The 16,580-nt window shown below is 52.7% G+C and carries 18 protein-coding genes; 11 read left to right on the forward strand and 7 right to left on the reverse strand.

Translation table 11 applies throughout. The features are described from left to right. Nucleotides 1-2 precede the first annotated feature (2 nt). Both EBB_RS02265 and EBB_RS02270 read right to left on the reverse strand, forming a co-directional pair. A complete protein-coding gene (locus EBB_RS02265) occupies nucleotides 3-716 on the reverse strand; it encodes an SDR family oxidoreductase (protein ID WP_192392279.1) in 714 nt (237 codons plus the stop codon). Then, nucleotides 704-1,696 (reverse strand): SPL family radical SAM protein, encoded by a 993-nt coding sequence (locus EBB_RS02270; RefSeq protein WP_192392280.1) that lies wholly within the window; start codon nucleotides 1,694-1,696, stop codon nucleotides 704-706. The genes EBB_RS02265 and EBB_RS02270 overlap by 13 nt, the downstream gene beginning before the upstream one ends. 391 nt (nucleotides 1,697-2,087) lie before the next feature. Here EBB_RS02270 and EBB_RS02275 point away from each other — a divergent pair, with 391 nt between their 5' ends. Continuing rightward, nucleotides 2,088-2,444: a hypothetical protein gene (locus tag EBB_RS02275; protein ID WP_192392281.1), complete on the forward strand. Its 357-nt coding sequence runs from the start codon at nucleotides 2,088-2,090 to the stop codon at nucleotides 2,442-2,444. A 61-nt stretch (nucleotides 2,445-2,505) separates the two neighbouring features. Here EBB_RS02275 and EBB_RS02280 read toward each other — a convergent pair whose 3' ends face one another. Together EBB_RS02280 and EBB_RS02285 are read right to left on the reverse strand one after the other, a co-directional pair. Then, nucleotides 2,506-3,399 (reverse strand): PilZ domain-containing protein, encoded by an 894-nt coding sequence (locus tag EBB_RS02280; RefSeq protein WP_192392282.1) that lies wholly within the window; start codon nucleotides 3,397-3,399, stop codon nucleotides 2,506-2,508. A 106-nt stretch (nucleotides 3,400-3,505) separates the two neighbouring features. Then, nucleotides 3,506-4,096, reverse strand: a complete 591-nt coding sequence (locus EBB_RS02285; protein WP_192392283.1) for an LOG family protein — start codon at nucleotides 4,094-4,096, stop codon at nucleotides 3,506-3,508. A gap of 156 nt (nucleotides 4,097-4,252) precedes the next feature. Here EBB_RS02285 and ribF point away from each other — a divergent pair, with 156 nt between their 5' ends. Together ribF and EBB_RS02295 are read left to right on the forward strand one after the other, a co-directional pair. Continuing rightward, the gene (gene ribF / locus EBB_RS02290) at nucleotides 4,253-5,197 is read left to right on the forward strand and encodes a bifunctional riboflavin kinase/FAD synthetase (protein ID WP_192392284.1); all 945 of its coding nucleotides are present in this window, start codon (nucleotides 4,253-4,255) and stop codon (nucleotides 5,195-5,197) included. Then, complete coding sequence (locus tag EBB_RS02295; RefSeq protein WP_192392285.1) at nucleotides 5,194-5,424, forward strand: DUF1289 domain-containing protein; 231 nt, start codon at nucleotides 5,194-5,196, stop codon at nucleotides 5,422-5,424. The genes ribF and EBB_RS02295 overlap by 4 nt, the downstream gene beginning before the upstream one ends. Here EBB_RS02295 and EBB_RS02300 read toward each other — a convergent pair. Next, complete coding sequence (locus tag EBB_RS02300; RefSeq protein WP_192392286.1) at nucleotides 5,421-6,902, reverse strand: polysaccharide biosynthesis C-terminal domain-containing protein; 1,482 nt, start codon at nucleotides 6,900-6,902, stop codon at nucleotides 5,421-5,423. The genes EBB_RS02295 and EBB_RS02300 overlap by 4 nt on opposite strands. 115 nt (nucleotides 6,903-7,017) lie before the next feature. Beyond that, a complete protein-coding gene (locus tag EBB_RS02305) occupies nucleotides 7,018-7,590 on the reverse strand; it encodes a TetR/AcrR family transcriptional regulator (RefSeq protein ID WP_192392287.1) in 573 nt (190 codons plus the stop codon). Between the two features lie 115 nt (nucleotides 7,591-7,705). On the opposite strand from EBB_RS02305, the gene EBB_RS02310 reads away from it, so the two are divergent. The 8 genes from EBB_RS02310 (at nucleotide 7,706) to EBB_RS02345 (ending at nucleotide 15,686) form a co-directional block, all read left to right on the forward strand. Continuing rightward, nucleotides 7,706-8,356 carry a glutathione S-transferase family protein gene (locus EBB_RS02310; protein WP_192392288.1) on the forward strand — a complete coding sequence of 217 codons (651 nt, stop codon included), beginning with the start codon at nucleotides 7,706-7,708 and terminating at the stop codon, nucleotides 8,354-8,356. A 312-nt stretch (nucleotides 8,357-8,668) separates the two neighbouring features. Beyond that, nucleotides 8,669-9,433 (forward strand): YciC family protein, encoded by a 765-nt coding sequence (locus tag EBB_RS02315; RefSeq protein ID WP_192392289.1) that lies wholly within the window; start codon nucleotides 8,669-8,671, stop codon nucleotides 9,431-9,433. Then, the gene (locus EBB_RS02320) at nucleotides 9,433-10,314 is read left to right on the forward strand and encodes a DUF4129 domain-containing protein (protein WP_192392290.1); all 882 of its coding nucleotides are present in this window, start codon (nucleotides 9,433-9,435) and stop codon (nucleotides 10,312-10,314) included. Before EBB_RS02315 ends, EBB_RS02320 begins: the two co-directional genes overlap by 1 nt. After that, the gene (locus tag EBB_RS02325; RefSeq protein WP_192392291.1) at nucleotides 10,311-11,606 is read left to right on the forward strand and encodes a DUF4350 domain-containing protein; all 1,296 of its coding nucleotides are present in this window, start codon (nucleotides 10,311-10,313) and stop codon (nucleotides 11,604-11,606) included. The genes EBB_RS02320 and EBB_RS02325 overlap by 4 nt, the downstream gene beginning before the upstream one ends. Continuing rightward, nucleotides 11,603-12,571 carry an AAA family ATPase gene (locus EBB_RS02330; protein ID WP_192392292.1) on the forward strand — a complete coding sequence of 323 codons (969 nt, stop codon included), beginning with the start codon at nucleotides 11,603-11,605 and terminating at the stop codon, nucleotides 12,569-12,571. The genes EBB_RS02325 and EBB_RS02330 overlap by 4 nt, the downstream gene beginning before the upstream one ends. Beyond that, on the forward strand, nucleotides 12,571-13,869 hold the full coding sequence (locus EBB_RS02335) for a DUF58 domain-containing protein (protein WP_192392293.1): 1,299 nt from the start codon (nucleotides 12,571-12,573) through the stop codon (nucleotides 13,867-13,869). Before EBB_RS02330 ends, EBB_RS02335 begins: the two co-directional genes overlap by 1 nt. 49 nt (nucleotides 13,870-13,918) lie before the next feature. Continuing rightward, entirely contained in the window at nucleotides 13,919-14,689 is a 771-nt protein-coding gene (locus tag EBB_RS02340) for an RDD family protein (protein ID WP_192392294.1), read from the forward strand. 7 nt (nucleotides 14,690-14,696) lie between these two features. Beyond that, complete coding sequence (locus tag EBB_RS02345; protein ID WP_192392295.1) at nucleotides 14,697-15,686, forward strand: stage II sporulation protein M; 990 nt, start codon at nucleotides 14,697-14,699, stop codon at nucleotides 15,684-15,686. Between the two features lie 232 nt (nucleotides 15,687-15,918). Here EBB_RS02345 and sodB read toward each other — a convergent pair whose 3' ends face one another. Then, nucleotides 15,919-16,500, reverse strand: a complete 582-nt coding sequence (sodB, locus tag EBB_RS02350; protein ID WP_033156944.1) for a superoxide dismutase [Fe] — start codon at nucleotides 16,498-16,500, stop codon at nucleotides 15,919-15,921. Nucleotides 16,501-16,580: the final 80 nt, after the last annotated feature.

Raw genomic sequence — 16,580 nt, forward strand, 5'->3', positions numbered from 1 at the left:
GGTTATTTCTTAAATTCGATCACTTTGCTGGATGGGTTTAAATTGATTTCGTCGATGACGCAATGCGGGCCGGCTTGCAGGATATAAGAAACCGCATCGGCAATATCCTCCACCAGCAAGGCTTGGCCGGACTGTTTGCCCGGTGCGAATGACAAGGTATCAAAAAATGCGGTATCGACCATGCCCGGATTAACCAAGGACACCCGCACTGGGCTTTTGCCGCACTCGTCGCGCAAGGCCTGGCTAAAGCCGCGTAAGGCAAATTTACTGGCGCAATAGATGCTGCCGTTGCGGCTGCCTTTTAACGCGGCTTCCGAGCCGATATACACCAGGTTGGCGTGTGCTTGTTGCTTTAGCTTTGGTAGCAGTGCCCGCGTCAAATAGGCTTGAGCGGTGAAATTTACCGTCATCAAGTTATCGATTTGCGCGTAGGAAAACTGCTCCAAACCGCCGAATTGGCCGTAACCGGCGGCAAATACCACCGCATCCAATGCCGGGAAATCGCTTTGCAGTTGCTTGGCAAACGGCGGCACATCGGCCAATTGCGCTAGATCCAGCTCGCGGCCGATAAAATGGGGGTGATGTTTGGAAAACTTCCGGCAATCGCGCGATGTACCAATTACTTGATGACCTTGCGCCAGCAATTGCTGGGCTATCGCCCGACCAATACCGGAACTGGCGCCGGTCACCAGTACCGTGCGCTTTACAGTGTGCATGGGAAAAAGGCGCTTTGCGGGATGTATTCCAGCAGCATTTGCGCGCAATCGGCCATCATCGCCTGTTCCAGATCGGCGCGGTAAGACACCATGCCGGACGCAGTTTGCAGCGGGCTGGCGAACAATCTTTCATCCGGATATAGCTTATGAATTTTTTTGAAATATTGCTCCGGCAAACGAAACACGCCCAGGCTGACCGAATGTAGTGCCTGGGCATCGATGACCGCAAAGACTTGATCGAACAAGGCCCGGTATTGCTGGCGATAGTCGTGCTGATAAATCAAGGGGTCGAAGCGCAAACCGATTTGCCAGCCTTGTTGCTGCAATTTAGCGGCGGCTTCGATACGCTTGGCCACCACCGGGGCTTTGGCTTCCACTTTATCGGCCACCGCATCCGGCGACAGGCTGAAAGCCACCACGCAACGCGGCACCACTTCGCGGCTTAATAGGCTTCTGATCTGTGTGCTCTTGGTGCGCAACTCCAACCAGGCATTGGGCAACTCGGCAAACACCGGCAAAAACTGTTCAGCAAAGTCGGTGACCGGTTCAAAAGCCAGGCTGTCGCAATCGTAACCCGAGAAAAAGTACACATCCTGTTCCGGCGTTTCCAGGCAGGTTTGGCGAATCTGTTCCTGAAAATCCTCGTAATTCACAAACAGCACATAATTGGCCGACTGGTACATGCCCTGCAAAAAACAGTAACGGCAGTCGTATAAGCAATTGAGCATGTGCGAAAAATAATAATTGCGCTCGCCGCCGATGCCGTAACCGGCCGGCGCCGGCAACACGAACTTTTGGTATTTTTCTGCCAGAATCAGGGCTGGATGCTGTTTTTGTAAGCGAAAGTTCTGCGCCTTGGGATTGAACACCTCACCGTATCGCTCGCAAACCACCGTCCGCGCTTGCGGAAAACGCCGCCGAATCGTTGCTACGCGCGGGTGCTGCTCGATAGCGGATTCGATGTACAGAGTGTCTATCATGATGGATGAATGCGGCAAAAGGCGGGTGGGGCATTATAAATCATTGCCGGCGGCAGAACGCCTGCTTGCGTCCAATAAAGCTGCGAATCGGCGCGTTGCGGCAACTTGTCGCAACTGCCCGGCGCAAATGGTCCATTGCCGGCACGCTAAATCCGTTATGATGGCCCCTGAAAAGCAATAACGTTTTTCAATTGGACCCAGTAGGAAAAAAGATACTTCCCATCAGCATGGATTTGCTTCAAGCCTTCTGTCGGCTATATGGCAAAGGTGCTGTACCGGTGCTACTTCACGACGAACTTAGACTTATAAGTTGCCGGTGCAAAAAATCTATTCTGTGATGACGTGTTTTTTAGGGCATTGGACCTATTAACCATCACACGAAATCTACTTAATGAAATTATTTACAAAAGCAGTTTTAACTCTGTCATTGGCAGCATCTTTGAGTCTGGTCAGCGTTTGCGCCTTTGCTGCCGAAGAAGCACCGGCTGCTGCAACACAATCAGGTACCGCCGGCATTATCGCTCACATCGAAAAAGCGTTGGTTGAAGTAAGCAAAAGCGATTTCTCCGCTGCGCAGATTCATCTGAAAGCCGCTAGAACTAGTTCCGAAGCGATTGCCAGCACCTCCGAAGCGGCTAAAAAAGCTCATGCCTCTTTGATGCAAGGACAAATTCTGTCCAAAAGCGGTAACGTAGCCAAAGCTACCGAGCAATTGACCAAGACAATCGAACTGTATAAAGCGCTGTAAGGCTTGAACAGGGCTGGGCTGTTATGTCGGTCCAGCCTAATTCAGGGGAAAACCATAGCCCCTACATCCCAAAATAGGCATAGCCGCTCACAGCTATAACGCCGATTCCGACAATCTTGATCTTGTCTACCAGCGCTTGCTGGCTCCAAAAATAAAGGCAACTGGCTTTTTTGCGACACCAGAAGGCTATCAGCCCATTGCCCGCCCGCCGACAGTTGTGCGGAACAATACGCCAAACAAAGTAAAGACCGGTCAAGCCGAGCGCACATAAAATATAAAAAACGATGACTTGCGTAGTATGCGTATCGGTATGGAATGCGTGTTCTATGACATGATCTAGATTGTATTCGGCAGACTCGAAGATCAGGTGTATGAAGTGTAAAACCACTTCGAAAACATGATGGATCAAGCCCATCAGCAGCCCGAATGCGGCATCAGGCATGGCCAGAACTAATAAGGCCAGGCTTAACAGCAGGCCGTTCACCGCCCGCTGTTGTTTTTTGGTTTTGTCGATATGCTTGTTTAACAGAGCGGTATCTTCGGGCGTCAGATTGACGAATTGGGCGCCGATTAAATACGGATAACGGTCGTTTTCGTAAGGGTTGCTGGGTTTGCAATGCACCACCTGACAGCAGGTCGTGATTGCAGTCATGCTGGATAACAGCAATATCCGCAGCATTAGATAATCGCCGGCTTGCAAAGAATCTTTTGAGGTAAACGCAATGCCGCTGGCGCTAATATTGACGTTGAGCGTGTCGTTTTCCTCGCTTTGTGAATCGGGCAGTGCATGAGGCGTCGCCGCATCAGACAGATCAAGGTTACCCAACAAACTATCGAAGTTTTCCAGCGCTTGCCCGTGCCGATTTTGGTCAATTTTTCGATAGAAAAGATTGGCATGTTCATAGATGCGAAAAGCCACTCTACGATTCAATTTCTTGCTGTTTACCTTAGCCATATTCATCAAACTCTAAAAATCGCCTGTTACGTACTGTCGATGATAGTCCAAGACCGTAAACTCTCAATCAGCATAAAAAATAACCCCGCCACAGCGATATGCCGGCTCATGTTTGGTCTTTGTTAACCCAATGTTTTATAGCGGGTGGCTGATAATTGGCATAACGCTCCAACAATAACTGCGGGTCGGACTCGACCATTAACATATCTCTGTGGTGCGGCTTAACGAATTGCTCCGCCGCGACGTGGTCCAGAAAACTAATCAAGGCATCGTAATAGCCCGCCACATTCAACACGCCGCAGGGCTTTTGATGAAAGCCCAGCTGCGCCCAGGTCCAAATCTCGAATAATTCCTCCAGGGTGCCGATGCCGCCGGGTAGCGCGATAAAGCCGTCCGCCAGTTCGGCCATCAGCATTTTTCGCTCGTGCATGGATTGGGTGACGTGCAATTCGGTGAGATTGGGATGGGCGACCTCCTTGTGCGCCAAGGCTTTGGGAATAACGCCAATGGCTTGACCGCCGAGCTTTAACACCTGATCCGCGACCGTACCCATGATGCCGATTCCAGCACCGCCGTATACCAAGCGGATGTTACGGCTGACCAGGGCTTTGGCCAAGGTCTGCGCGGCCTCGCCATACGCATCAATCCGGCCGGGACTGGAGCCGCAATAGATGCAAATGCTGTTTATCGTTGTCATGTCGGGTATGCCGGAGAATTAGGGTGACTTATATTCGGTGGAAAACCATGACGCGGCAAGACGAATTTTACTGCCGCTCAATGCACGGGCAACTGCTGGCATGGTCGCTCAAGGGCTGTTACTGATAGAATTAGGCTTTTTAGTCAGACAGCCATCATGCGCTTAATTAGGGGTTTGAATCATCTTGAGCCGTTACGTAACGGCTGCGTGTTGACCATAGGCAATTTCGACGGTCTGCATCTTGGACATCAACTGGTGATCGAAAAGCTGGCGGAGCATGGCCGGCGCTTGCACTTGCCGACCTTGGCAATGGTCTTTGAACCCCAGCCTTTGGAGTATTTCCTCGGCGACCACGCACCGTCCAGACTGACCCGTTTGCGCGAGAAAACCATTCAGTTTGCTAAATTGCCGGTCGACGAATTGCTGGTTTTACCCTTTAACCGCAATCTGGCCGATTACGATGCGGAGCATTTCATTCGCGACATTTTGGTCGAGCGCTTGCGCGTCAAGCATTTGGTGGTCGGTGACGATTTTCACTTTGGCAAGGCGCGGCGCGGCAATTTTGCGCTGTTGCAGCATCGCGGCCACGAGTATGGCTTTGCGGTGGAAGATAGTCATTCTTTCGAGCTCGCCGGTTTGCGAGTCAGCAGCACGCTGATTCGCGATGCTCTCGGCGAAGGCGAATTGGAGCAAGCCAAGCTGATGTTGGGCCGGGACTATTCGGTCTGCGGCCGGGTGGCGCACGGCGACAAACGCGGCAGGGAGTTGGGCTTTCCGACCGCCAATGTGCGGATGTTTCGGAAAAATACGCCGGTCGTGGGCGTATTCGCGGTGACGATGACCGGTTTGAATGGCAACGAGTACCAAGGGGTCGCCAATGTCGGCACCCGCCCCACTTTCGACGGCGGTGCCAAGGTAGTCTTGGAAACGCATTTATTCAACTTCAATCAAGACATTTACGGGCATTACGTGGAAGTGCATTTTAAAAAGAAGCTGCGCGACGAAATCCGTTTTGCCTCGCTGAGCGAGTTGAAACTGCAAATCAGCCGGGATGTCGAACAGGCTCAGCAGTTTTTCAGTGAAACATCGGACATGAAATGATTAACTCCGCAAACTTCCCGGCATCGCCTTGTGTCCGTAACTGTTGTCTGAACGACGACGATATTTGCTTGGGCTGTTACCGCTCACTGGATGAAATCCGCCTGTGGTCTACGGCGGATACACAGACTCGCGAACTGTTTTTGCAGCAGGCTGCCGAGCGACGTAGCAAGATTTTGCAAGCCACTCGGTTGAGGCCTATCTATGTCGAACAGTTGCCGAAAGCTTAAGCGCTACGCCGCCTTTGTAATATCGGCCTGACATCCAGCCAAGCAGCAATGCCTATATAAGTAGCCAAGCCCAGGCTACCCGCCAGCCATACATTCACCTGATAAATATCCAACACGTAACGGTTGGCAAAATATAGCGCCAGACCCAAGCCGAAATAACCGGTGATCTTCATGAGCGGATAGCTCACCGGATAATAGTGCCGGCCCAAAGCCCAAGAGCAAACCACCATAAACAAATAACAAGCCAGCGTTGCCCACGCCGAGCCGACATAGCCCCAAATCGGTATCCAGCAGATATTCAAAACAATCGTCAGGCCCGCTCCGGCCAGCGATACCCAGGCGCCCAAGCCGGTGCGGTCACTTAGCTTGTACCAAACCGATAGATTGACATAGATCCCCAGCAGCAGATTTGCCATCAGCAATATAGGCACCACCTCCAGACCCACTCGATACTCTTCGCCGATAAAATATTTGAACAGGTCGATGAACAGCATCACGACTAAAAAGATAAACATCCCTGCAATGACGAAATACTGCATCACCAGCGCATAAGCGCGTTTGGCGTCGGCACGACCGGCGTAGGAGAAGAAAAACGGCTCGCCGGCGTAGCGAAAGGCCTGCACGAATAAGCTCATCAAAATCGACAGCTTGTAGCAGGCACCGTAAATCCCCAGCATTTTCAAATTGGTGGGCAAATCGTAAGGCAACAAGACTTTCAGAATCGCCCTATCCAGCATTTCGTTGACCATGCCGGCAAAGCCGATGATGACCATGGGCAGAGAGTAACGCAGCATCGGTCCGAGCACGCTCGGGTCGAGCTGGAAACGCACCGCACGAAATTGCGGCAGTAATAGCAGCAGCTTACAAATACTGGCGGCCAGATTGGCTAAAAATATGTAACCCACGCCCAGTTTAGGGTCGTAATAGTCGGCCAGCTCATTATCCGGCCAGAGGTTTTGCAACTTGGGCCAGACCAACAAAAACAACAGATTCAAAGCAATGCCGATGAAAATCTCGGTCATTTTGATGCCGGCGAAACGCCAGGCCCGGTTCTCGGCGCGCAGCCGGGCAAACGGCAGTGCCGACAAGGCATCCAGCGCCAGAAGCCAGCCGAACCACAGCAAATACTCCGGATGCTGTGGATACTGCAGCCAGTCGGCCAATGGCTGTTGCCAATAGTAGATTGCTGCGATGAAACCGAGATTGGCTATCAGTAAAAAGCTTAAAGCAGTACGGTAAATCTGGTCGCCGCTAAATTCCGGCCGCTGTCGGAAGCGGAAATAACCGGTCTCCAAACCCAGCACTAACAACACCGCAAAAAATCCGGCATAAGCATAAAACTCGGAGACCACGCCGTATTCGCCGGCGCTGAAGGTGTAGGTGTACAGCGGCACCAGCAGATAATTCAAAAAACGGCCGACGATACTGCTGAGACCGTAGATGGCGGTTTGCGAAACGAGTTGGCGTAGTGAGCTCAAAAGCAGTTGGATCCAAAGATTGATGAGACCTCTCATTGAGGTCTAAGGTAGCCATATTGTAAGGTAGTTGCCGGCTTACCGCTCTACACGACACAGCCAGCTGCCTGGGTTACGTTTATTCTGCGCAGGCTAAACTTTGTTCGATCAGGACTTTCGCGGCGGCGGCGGCGGTGCGCATTGCCCCGGATTCTCGGCGTCTCTGTTCGCTAACCATGGCCCCGGAAATCAGCATTGCCAATTGTTGGGACAGTGCTTCCGGATTCCGTGCGCCGGCTTGCCGGGCTAAATCTGTCAATATTTGTTGAAAGGTGTCGGAAAACTCGGCGGCGGCTAATTGCACCGGGTTGGAGGCTTCGGCAAATTCGGCAGCCGCATTGATAAACGGGCAGCCGCGAAACTCCGGGCTGGATGATAATTCATCGAATACCGCAAACACCGCCAGCAACTTTTGCTTGGGTTCGCTGGCGTGCTGTTCCATGCCGGCCAGGATGCGATTGAGCATGGCTTCCCGGCTTTTGCTTAGGTGCGCCAAGACCAGATCGTCTTTTGACGGAAAGTACTTATACAGACTCATTTTGGTGGTGCCGGCGGCTTTTACTATTGTATCGACGCCGGTGGCCTTGATGCCTTGGCTGTAAAACAGCGCAGAGGCGGTTTGCAAAATGTGATCTTGGAGATTACGAGCCATAATTTAAGTATCTGGAAAAAACAGGTTGCAACTATACAGACCGGTATGTATTATTTCAATAGACTGACCGGTCTGTTATAGCGCAGTCTTTAATTCAACTACTGGAGATTATTCGATGATTACTTTGTACGGCGTGGCAATCAGCAACTATTACAACAAAATCAAATTTGCGTTGATGGAAAAAGATATAGCGTTCATCGAAGAGTTTACCCCGCCCAGCCAGAGCGAAGAATTGTTAAAGCGTTCGCCGCTGGGAAAAATCCCGTTCATCAAAACCAGCGACGGTTATCTATCCGAATCGCAAGCCATCCTGGAGTATCTGGAAGATGCATTCCCAGAGCATCCGCTGTATCCGACCGATGCTTACGAGCGCGGCAAATGTCGGGAATTTATCCAGCATCTTGAATTGAACGTTGAACTGATCGCCCGCCGCTTGTATGGGGAAGTGCTGTTCGGCAACGCCATATCGCAAGAAACCAAGGACGAAGTCAGAGCCAAGCTCGATACCGGGCTAAAGGGCTTAGCCAAGCTGCTGAAATTATCGCCCTACGCGCTGGGCGACCGTTTTAGTACGGCAGACATTGTGGCTTGGCCGCATCTGCAATTGGTGGGCTTTGTCACCCAAAAAATCTACGGCGAGAATTTGGTGAATACGCATATTCCGGGCATTGAGGCTTATATACAACTGATCGAAAGTCGCCCGCACGCGCAAATAGTCAGTGCCGACCGGGCAAAAGCGTTAGAAGCGTTTTTTCGGAATAAATAGTCCCCGCTCTGCTATTCCTCAGGTGATTTAGCACAATACCCTCTTATAACTTTCTTGCATTAAGCCGTCGGCGCAATGATGCCGACGGCCACTCCCATAGTGATTTGCGTATTCCGATCAAATCAGTGAAGGCGGACCGAGCGAGCGGAGTGCCTGCTACGCTAGGACTTCGACGCCTGATATTCAGGACATTTACGCATAGACCAATTCAGAACTAATTGTCTATACTTCGTTTCCTAACGGCTATCACAATTTGTTTTCGAACATTTAGCGGGAGCCAAGCTCCGCAACCTTCACTTTAGGAATTCACTCATGCGACTATTAGCAACTGAACCCGCCAGTATTGCGAAAATTTTGGATGCCAGTATCAAACTGTATTCGGCCTGCTTCAGCAGACTATGGGGCATTTTTTCAATACTTGCCGCGCTTTTCATCGCAACGAGCTTAATAACACTGCAATTGCAACCCTCGCCGTCAACTCCGCCGACCGAAGCAATGGCATTTCCCGGCGAACACCTTCCCTTACTAGGCTTTTTAATTGTAATTATCGCTTTGACTTTTGTACCTTATGCCGCCCTTATTTACCGCATGGATAATGTCATCAACGAACGGGAAGACAGTTTTTCCGAAGCGATAACGGCCGGATTCAGAGCTTTTCCCTCGACGTTCCTTGCCGCGTTCCTATATATGGTTGCGATAATCGTGGGCTATATCCTGCTGCTGGTACCGGGCTTGATTTTGACCTTGTCTTTGATGTTTTATCTCTATTTCATCGTCATCGACGGCCTTGGCGGCTATAGAGCTCTTAGAGCCAGCCACTCTTTAGTTTGGGGACATTGGTGGCGGACTGCGACAATCTTTACCGTACCGATGGTCATCTGGATGGCAGTACTGTTTGCTATGGGGTTTTTGATGGCCTTTCTGGCGACGGCAGACAATCAAGTCTTAATGCAAATTTTGATGAACTTATTGTCGGTGTTTTTCATGCCCTATTTTTTCGCGCTGGGTTACGTCCAGTTTCACGACTTGAAGTTGCGTAAATCGGGCAGCGACCTTGCCTCTCGCCTAGGCAGATAATGCGGTTTGCTGCTTTACTGCTGTTGTGTCTGGCCGGCTCATCCCAGGCGCAAGACAGCAGCTTACAAACCTGTCTGAACCTTGCCCGGCAACAAACCGGGCAACAGCTGAATATAAAAAAAGACTGTCCGGCTCTGTTCAAGGAATTGGCAAACCAGGGCCTGCTGACCAGTTTAGATCCACCATTAACCGCCGACGTTAGCGCCACGCAACTGGCGCTGTTGGCCGACAGCCTGGGTAATTCGGGGACTATCCGCCAAGAAGGCCTGACGCTATTGTTAGCTGAAATTTTGATCGCACCAACCGATGACTCGCAAGCGGATTGGTGGCAAACCATCCTGAAATGGCTGGATAGCCTCAAGCCGGCGGATCATGAAGACCAATACCAGTGGCTGCAACGCTGGCTGGCAGCCTTAAAGCCATCGCAACAAGCGGCAGAGATTATCATCTACGTGTCGATTGCCTTATTGCTGGCGCTATCGACCTGGCTGGTGATTAGCGAATTGTATCAAGCCGGCGTTTTTCGCAAATTTTCCGGCAAGCGCCAGCCCGTCAGCCCCGCCGATAAGATCACTGAAACGCAATCATCGGCTTCGCATCCGGCGATTAAGGCCTTAACGCCGCAAGAGCAAATCGGCGCCTTGCTGGCCCAACTGATAAACGCGTTGGTCCAACGCCAACTGCTTCCGGCCGACCCCAGCCTGACCCATCGACAACTCGTTAGTCATTTTCAACAACAAGCCCGACAACCGGACTCGGCATTTCCCCGCTTGGTCCGTCAATCCGAACCCTTGCTTTACGGCCATCGCCCTGTTGATGCGGACTTGGTCGGCAATTACCGGCGCGAGGTGCAGGCGCTATTGGGCAAATCGCGCTCATGAAGGAACGTTTGATTACCCTTCTGACGGCACTGGCGGCATTGGCGCTGGTGATTTTGTTGTTGTCGCCGCGCCATCCCGATGCGCAAAAACCGCTATCGCTACCGACCAGCGCAGACCGTGGAACAGATGGACTGAAAGGGCTTTTTACCTGGTTACAACGCGAAGGGCTGAATGTCGTCAGTTTTCGCAAACGCTATAGCGATCTGAATAAAGACAAAACCCTTCCGGAGCGCGGCAATGTGCTGATTGCCAGCATGCCCGCTTCCAAAGAAATCAGAGAAACGGAGTGGCCGGCGCTGGCGGACTGGCTGGAGCAAGGCAACACGCTGATCGTTCTGGGCGCCGTGTATCAGCATCCGGGTTGGGCCGCTGCCGAGGATTGCTTTTGCGATGTTAAGGAATTTTTGTCACGCTACGATTGGATCCTGGATTCCCCAGATCAGCAAGATGAGCAAAACGACTCGGAAGCAGAGACTGATAAAACCCTGCAAAGCACCCTAAACACCCTACAAAACAGCCTCAAAGGCGCTCTCCCTCAAGACAGCCAGTTGCTTGCTCAATCCTCGCACCCCCTGCTGCAGGGCGTAACCAGCCTACAGACCCAAACCTCGGCAGAGTTGTTAAAGAGCGCATGGACGCTGACCGGCAGCGAGCCTAAGAATCTCTCGTTGCGCTTGCTGTCCGAGCGCGATAGCCATCTCACCACCGCCTGGTGGATGAATGCCGGCTCCGGCCGGATCGTGTTGCTACTGACCCCGAATTTGTTTAGTAACCAGCGGCTGGGGCAAGCAGACAACGCCCGGTTTATCGGCAATCTGCTCAAGCAATCCCTGACGCCGGAAGGCCGATTGCTGTTCGACGATTACCATTTCGGTTTGTCCGAACTGTACGATCCCGAGCATTTTTTTAAAGACCAACGGCTGCATAAAACCTTGTGGTGCTTTGGCATATTCTGGCTGCTTTACGTGGCCGGTTACACCAGCCGCTTGGCGCCGGTGCGCCAAGCTGACAGTCAACTATCCAAGCGGGATTTCATCAAGGTTACCGCCGAATTTTTCGCGCGCCGCCTGAACAAGCCTGTATTGGCCGAGGCCCTGGTTAAGCATCTGTTGGCGGATATTCATGCTCGGCGGGGAATGCGTAGCGAAGCCGAAGTCTGGCTTTGGCTGGAACAGCATAGTCGGTTAAGTAACGATCAGATCACACTACTAAAACGGGCGTTAGCCAAACAACGTCTTTCATTACTGCGTTTATCCAACACCATTACTTACATCAGGACAGTCACGCTATGAGCAACAACGCAGCGCAAAATTTGAATCTTCACCTGCGGCAACAAATAGGCAAGGTGGTATTCGGCATGGATGAGGTGCTGCATGGCTTGGTCATCGCCTGGATTGCCGACGGCCATGTGCTGCTGGAGGGTGCGCCGGGCCTGGGGAAAACCCTGTTGGCCAAATCGCTGGCGCAATTGATGAGCGGCAGTTTCGGGCGCATCCAAGGCACCGCCGATCTGATGCCGTCCGACATTACCGGTCTGCACATCTTCAACACCGAGGCTAACAGTTTCGAATTCGTCCCCGGCCCCTTGTTTAATGAAGTGGTGCTGGTTGACGAAATCAACCGCGCCGGCCCCAAGACCCAATCGGCATTGTTGCAGGCAATGGAAGAAAAACTGGTGACGCTGGATAGAAAAACCTACCCGCTGGCGGAAAACTTTTTTCTGATTGCCGCTCAAAACCCCTTCGATTTCGAGGGCGTTTATCCCTTGCTGGAATCGCAACTGGATCGCTTTTTGGTGCGTCTGGACATTGCTTATCCGCAACTGTCGGCGGAGGTGGCGGTGCTCAGCCATTACGATAAACCGGGCGGCGGGCACAGCACGGCGTTGCAACAAATCCAGGCCCTGCCCGACACGTTGCTGCAGCAAGCGCGCCAAGAGGCCGCCGCTGTTCATGTCGAAGACTGTTTGTACCATTATGCCATTATGCTGGCGGAAGCCAGCCGTAACCATCCACGTTTAAGCCTGGGCCTATCGACCCGCGGCGCACTTGCCGTGATGCGCTGCGCGCGAGTCGAAGCAGTTCTGGACGGCCGCGATTTCCTGATCCCCGACGACATCAAAGCGGTCGCGCCGCTGGTAGTCGGGCATCGTTTACTGCTCAGCTCCGAAGCCATGCTGGAAGGCTACTCCGCCATCCAAATCTACCGGGAAATCGAAAATCAGGTCGCCGTTCCCCGCAGCGCGGAAGCGAGATAATGTCGATATCGCGTTTGACACTGCTGCTGGCCGGCTTGATTATTCTGCTGGCCATCGTCGGTATCTGGAGCGGCGAACCGCTGCAAGGTTTCTGGCGATGGCCGGCGGCCTTGCTGATTACGCTGATGGCTTGGGAACGCTTCAGGTTGACGGACAATATTGAGTTGCATAGGCAAATTCCGGCCACTCTGGCACTGGGCGAATCAGTCGGCTACAGCATTCAAGTCAGCAACCGGGCCGGCTCCAAGGTCCGATTCGAAACCCAAAGCGACTATCCCACCGCCATTTCCGGCGACAACTCACTGCAGCCTTGGCTGCTAGGCGCACATGAAACCCAAAGCCGGCAGTTTTCGATTACGCCCACCCGTTTGGGCTGCACGTCTTTGGGCAGTTTGTATTTAAAACAGCTGGGCGCGTTCGGCTTGTGCTGGTGGACCCGGCGGATAGACGACGACATCGCCATGCGGATAGAACCCGCCCGACTGAACAACTTCGTAGACCTCTCCGGCATGCAACAGCTTGGTAGCCGTGGCAGCGCCCTGGCTCGCAGTAGCGGCGTCGAGTTTTTGGATTTAAGCGAGTATCGTCGCGGCGATTCCTTGCGCAGCATAGACTGGAAGGCCACGGCCCGGCGCGGCAAGCCCATGGTGCGGCACTTCGAACGCGAACATTTGCTGGAAATTGCGGTGCTGATCGATTGCGGTTTGAGCAGCCGCTTGCAAAGCGAACACATGGACCGCTTGCATCATTACATCAACGTCGCCGCCAAATTGACGGAATTCGCCAGCAACCAAGGCGACCGGATCGCCTGTCTGGCCTACGCCCAACAAACCGTCGATAAAACACCGATGGCCGGCGGCATGAAATCGGTCCGGGCCATACGCCAGTTGTTGAGCCGGCTCACAGTCTTTAACGAGAACGCCAATGCCCTGAATGCCGCACTGGAGGTCAAGCAACTGCTGAAACGGCGCGGCCTGGTGATTTTTCTGACCGAACTGGAACAGCCGGAAGCCGCTTTGCAGCTGGTTCAAGCCGGGAAATTACTTTCCACCAAACATCAAGTCCTGGTCGCAACACTGGACGAGCCGGCGATTGGCGATGACCTGAAACAAAACGGGGTCTACTGGCAGGACCCTTATCGGAAATTCGCCATTCTCGAATACCTGCGCGGCCGCGAGTTGACCCGCAAGCGTTTACAGGGCAGCGGCGTTGCGGTAACCAGCGCCACCGCACAGAATCTGGACCGGCAGATACTGGCTTATTACCGGAACAAGCGCGACACCATCGCGGCAGCCTGATGTTAGACACCCGGCACCAACCTGAATACACAATTGCCCTATTTTTAAGATGATGAATAACACCCCGAATAAACCCGGTTCCTTCCAGGATTACCTGTGCATACAATCGGCGGACGGTATGGATTACCAGTTGGAAATTGCCGGAATGGGCGCCCGCACCTATGCCTTCGTCATCGACTGGCATATACGGCTGTTGTTGGCGATCAGCTGGTTAGCGATCTGCGGCTTGGCGTTTTTTAACTGGGAAGAAATACGCAACGTGTTTAAACCGGGGCATCCCGGCGACACCGGCCTGGTTTTAATCTTGCCGACGCTACTGATATATTTTTTGTATCACCCGGTACTGGAAATCCTGATGGCCGGACGAACGCCCGGCAAGCGCATGACCGGTGTTCGCCTAGTGGATTTACAAGGGCATACGCCCGGCATCGGCGCGCTGTTGTTGCGTAATGTGTTTCGCCTGATAGACTCGCTACCCGGCTTTTATTTTCTGGGCTTGGTGGCTGTCGCCCTCACCGGCAAGCACCAGCGGATCGGCGATTTAGCGGCGGGCTTGGTATTGGTGTATGACAACGTCGACAAAACTCATTCCTTACAGCAAATTTCCACGTTAACCCTGCATTCCCGTTTAAGCGGCGACGATCAGACCCTGCTGCTGGATTTGTTAAAACGCTGGGACGAATTGGCTTCCGAGCGCCGGATCTTGTTCGCCACACAATTTTTAAGCCGAATCGGCCGCGACATTCCCGAAGCAAGTGGCAGACACACGCAAGAACAGGCCTTAAAACGGGCGCTGAAAAGCTTGTTAAGCAAATCCTGAGTCGGCGATGCAGCAGTTAAACAACCAATCTCAAGCGCTGTCCCACTGGTTAAATGCCCGGAAAAGCCAATGGGAACATCTGGAAAACACCCTTAAACCGACGACTAGCCGCCGCGATCGGGAAATCGGTGATGCCCGCCAGCTGTTGTCAGGCTATCGCGCACTATTGAGCGATTTGTCCTTGTCGCGCCGGGTAAACGGCAAAGCCATGATTACCCGTTACCTGGAAAACCTGTTCTTAAAAGCCCACGAAGAAATCTACCGTCCGTCCAATCATCCATTGGCACGGCTGATCGATTTATATCATTGGGAAATACCGCAGCTGATGCGAGAATTGAAAACCGCAATCTTCAGCGCCTTTGCACTGTTCGCGCTGGGCATTGCCGCCGGCTGGTGGCTGATTGGCAGCTATCCCGATTTGATCGGTCTGCTGGCCTCGCCGAAGATGATAGACCACGTTCAGAAAGGCGAATTATGGACCGACGGCCTGCTCAACGTCGCGCCGTCCTCGGTATTGTCGCTTAGCATTGCCGCCAACAACATCACGGTGACACTGTTCGCCTTTGGCTTGGGGGCGTTCTACGGCGTCGGCACCCTGTACATCATCGGCTTCAACGGTTTCATGCTGGGCGGAATCTTTGCCTTTACCGCCGCTTACCAACTAGACGGGCGATTGTTTGCCTTCATCATCGGCCATGGCGTGGTCGAATTGAGCGTTATCATCATCGCCGGCGCGATGGGCTTGCAACTCGGCGAAGCGCTGATACGGCCGGGCACCCGCAATCGACTGCAAGCGTTTCAGGAAACCAGCATCAGTGCCGGCAAAGTACTGCTTGCGGTAACCCCATTTCTGCTTTTCGCCGGTTTGATCGAAGGCTTTGTCTCTCCCGATCAAGCCTTCAATTTGCCGCAAAGAGCGGTAATCGGCTGCTGCAGCGGCACGATATTCTGGCTGATTCTGTTGTTCGGCGTGCCGGGAAAATCCAGACAGCAGTGACAATACTTCGCAGCTATTCGGCATAGGCTAATACGGTTTAAGGTATTGCGTTGCCGATAATATCGATAGCTTGGTTGTCGAAACGATAGGTTGAATTGGAGATGACGAGGTAGATGCTTGCCGCTTTTTAAGCTCGGCTAGCGCCAGTCTTGTATTGAAAAGCCCGAGTAATAAGTCTGGTAAAAGCGGCGCGGGCGGGCCTGTGAGGACGCCGGCCCGCGCCTTCTAAAGCTTAAGCTTCGTAGTTGGCGCTGGCGAATTCCCAGTTAACCAAGGCCCAGAAAGCTTCCAGATATTTGGGACGCAGATTGCGGAAATCGATGTAATAAGCGTGTTCCCAAACATCGCAAGTCAACAACGGCGTTTGGCCGGCAGTTAACGGGCAACCGGCGTTACTGGTGCTAACCAGTTCCAGACCGCCTTTGTCGTTTTTCACCAGCCACGCCCAGCCTGAGCCGAAAGTGGTGACCGCGCATTTGGTGAATTCTTCTTTGAATTTCTCGAAAGAACCGAAAGTTCTGTCAATCGCATTTGCCAAACCGCCGGTAGGCTCGCCGCCGCCGTTGGGAGACAGGCTGTTCCAATAGAAGGTGTGGTTCCAGATTTGCGCTGCGTTGTTGAATACGCCGCCAGAGGATTTTTTCACGATCTCTTCCAGAGACAAGCCTTCAAACTCGGTGCCAGGAACCAGATTGTTCAGGTTGGTGACATAAGTTTGGTGATGTTTGCCGTAGTGAAATTCGATCGTTTCTGCGGAAATGTGCGGCGCCAATGCGTCTTTTGCGTACGGTAATGCAGGTAATTCAAAAGCCATCTTTATTCTCCAGATTGATTGAACAGCAGCAGTGATTAGGCGCGGGCTTACCGCCCAAACCTAATTACCCAGCATTATAA

This window comes from Methylomonas fluvii (assembly GCF_014850975.1).
Taxonomy (GTDB): domain Bacteria; phylum Pseudomonadota; class Gammaproteobacteria; order Methylococcales; family Methylomonadaceae; genus Methylomonas; species Methylomonas fluvii.